We start from the raw sequence: 2,069 nt of genomic DNA, 5'->3' as shown, positions 1-2,069 counted from the left end.
CGGCCGGCAGGTCGCCATGCGCCCACGCGTCGAAGCCGCCGAGCTCGTCGGCGACGCGGCGGGCGAGCGCGAGCCCGCGGCCGTGCCCGCGGTGCTCGGGGTGCACGGCGAGCTCGACCTCGCGCTCGGCGTCGCTCACGACGGCGAGCGCGGTCGCGTCCCCGATCGCGCGCCGCTCGCCGCGCGCGAGCTCGACGAGCGCCTGGTCGTTGAAGGGCGGCATGCCGTCGTGCGCGGCGCACGCGGCCCCGAGCGCCCGTGCCTCGTCGATCACGCGCCCTCCAGGTCGAAGCGGTAGCCGACGCCGCGCACGGTGCCGATGAGGCTCTCGAGGTCGCCGAGCTTCGCGCGCAGCCGCCGCACGTGCACGTCGACGGTGCGGGTGCCCCCGAAGTAGTCGTAGCCCCACACCTCGCTCAGCAGCTGCTCGCGCGTGAACACGCGCGCGGGGTGCGCGGCGAGGAACCGCAGCAGCTCGAACTCCTTGTACGTGAGGTCGACGGGGCGGCCGCCGACGCGCGCCTGGTAGCTCGCCTCGTCGATCGTGAGCCCGCTCGCGACGATCGGCGCGTTCACGGGCTCGCGGCTCATGGCGAGGCGGATGCGCGCCTCGAGCTCGGCGGGACCGGCCGAGTCGAGCACGACGTCGGTCACGCCCCACTCCGCGTTCACGGCCGCGAAGCCGCCCTCCGAGAGCACGAGCAGCACCGGGGCCGCGTCGCCGTCGAGCAGCCGGCACAGCGACTTCGCCGCGGCGAGCTCGACCGCGCCGTCGACGATGAGCACGTCGGCGTCGGGGGCGTGCGCGACCGCCTGCGCCGTGCCGGGGAGCGTCGTCACGCGGTGCTCCAGCAGCTCGAGACTGGGCAGCGCTCCTCCGTCGCGGCGGGTGAAGATCACGACGTGCGCCATCCAGCCTCCTGCCGCATCGATCCTACGGCCAGCGGAGCGCAGGCTTCTGCGGCATGATGGCCGCGTGACGTGGCGGTGGGGGAGCGTGTGGCCGGTGTGGCTGCTCGCGGCCGCGGGCGCCGTGGCCGTCGGCGTGCTGCAGCCGAGCGACGGCATCGTGTGGCTGCCGATCGTGCTCGGCGTGTGCACGCTCACGGCGTTCGCGATCCAGCTCGGGGGCCCCACCGAGCCCGGGCTCGTCGACCGGCTCGCCGCCGCGGTGTTCGGCTCCGTCGTCGTGCTCGCCGTGGCCTCGGCGGTGCTCGTGCCGCTCATGGCGCTCTGAGCTCCCGAGCGCGAGGGCGATAGGATCGAGCCATGGACGCCATCCCCGTCATCGCCCTCGAGATCTTCTACCTCGGCCTGCTCGGGCTCGCCATGCTCGCGATCCTGGGCGTGTCGTTCGTCGTCGTCAAGAACCTCTTCAAGGGCCAGCGCTGAGCTGTGCTCGAGCTCGACCCCACGCTCCCCGCTGAGCTCGGTCCGCTCCAGTGGCTCGTCGGCGACTGGGAGGGCACCGGGGTGCTCTCGTTCCCGGTCGGCGACCGCACGGTCGAGCACGAGTTCGGCCAGCGGGTGTCGTTCGCGCACCACGGGCATCCCTTTCTCTCCTACGACGCGTACGCGTGGCTGCTCGATGACGAGCTGACGCCGCTCGCAGCGGAGACCGGCTTCTGGCGCCTCGCGCGGCCAGCGAGCGAGGCCGATCCGGGGCCGGGCATGCTGCCGCCCGAGGGCGAACCGGCCTTCCGGGACGCCGAGGCGGTCGAGACGCTGCGCCGCCCCGACGGCGCGTTCGACCTGCAGGCGCTCATCGCCCACCCCGCGGGCGTCGCCGAGCTCTACCTCGGCACGATCCGGGGCCCCCGCATCGACCTCGCGACCGACGCGGTGCTCCGCGGCGCGAGCGCGAAGGAGCACACCGCATCCACCCGCATGCTCGGGCTCGTCGAGGGCCACCTGCTGTGGGCGTGGGATCTCGCGGCGCTCGGACGAGGGCTCGAGAGCCACGCCTCGGCCCGGCTCGCGCGCGTGACGCCCGCGGGCGCCGACGAGGCGTGAGCGTGCCCGCGCCCGGCGCCGCGCTCGCCGCCCGCATCCCCGGCGCGGTCCTCGAC

Annotated in this window: 4 protein-coding genes and 1 pseudogene; 3 read left to right on the top strand and 2 right to left on the bottom strand. The window is 74.9% G+C overall.

Features of this window, described 5'->3' with window-relative positions; genetic code table 11:
• Together NWP09_RS12595 and NWP09_RS12590 are read right to left on the bottom strand one after the other, a co-directional pair.
• Positions 1–274: pseudogene (locus NWP09_RS12595) on the bottom strand (GNAT family N-acetyltransferase); the annotation flags it as partial.
• Positions 271–912, bottom strand: a complete 642-nt coding sequence (locus NWP09_RS12590) for a response regulator transcription factor (protein ID WP_258275843.1) — start codon at positions 910–912, stop codon at positions 271–273. The gene NWP09_RS12590 and the pseudogene NWP09_RS12595, both read right to left, overlap by 4 nt.
• A 64-nt stretch (positions 913–976) precedes the next feature.
• Between NWP09_RS12590 and NWP09_RS12585 the strand changes: the two genes are divergently transcribed.
• The 3 genes from NWP09_RS12585 to NWP09_RS12575 are packed head-to-tail and all read left to right on the top strand — an operon-like array spanning position 977 to position 2,013.
• Positions 977–1,237 (top strand): hypothetical protein, encoded by a 261-nt coding sequence (locus tag NWP09_RS12585; protein ID WP_258275842.1) that lies wholly within the window; start codon positions 977–979, stop codon positions 1,235–1,237.
• A gap of 32 nt (positions 1,238–1,269) precedes the next feature.
• Entirely contained in the window at positions 1,270–1,392 is a 123-nt protein-coding gene (locus NWP09_RS12580) for a hypothetical protein (RefSeq protein ID WP_258275841.1), read from the top strand.
• 3 nt (positions 1,393–1,395) lie between these two features.
• Positions 1,396–2,013: an FABP family protein gene (locus tag NWP09_RS12575; RefSeq protein WP_258275840.1), complete on the top strand. Its 618-nt coding sequence runs from the start codon at positions 1,396–1,398 to the stop codon at positions 2,011–2,013.
• The last annotated feature ends 56 nt before the right edge of the window (positions 2,014–2,069 follow it).

Origin of the sequence: Agrococcus sp. HG114 (assembly GCF_024723325.1) — a bacterium.
Lineage (GTDB): Bacteria > Actinomycetota > Actinomycetes > Actinomycetales > Microbacteriaceae > Agrococcus.
This window is presented reverse-complemented; position numbering and strand designations above follow the sequence as displayed.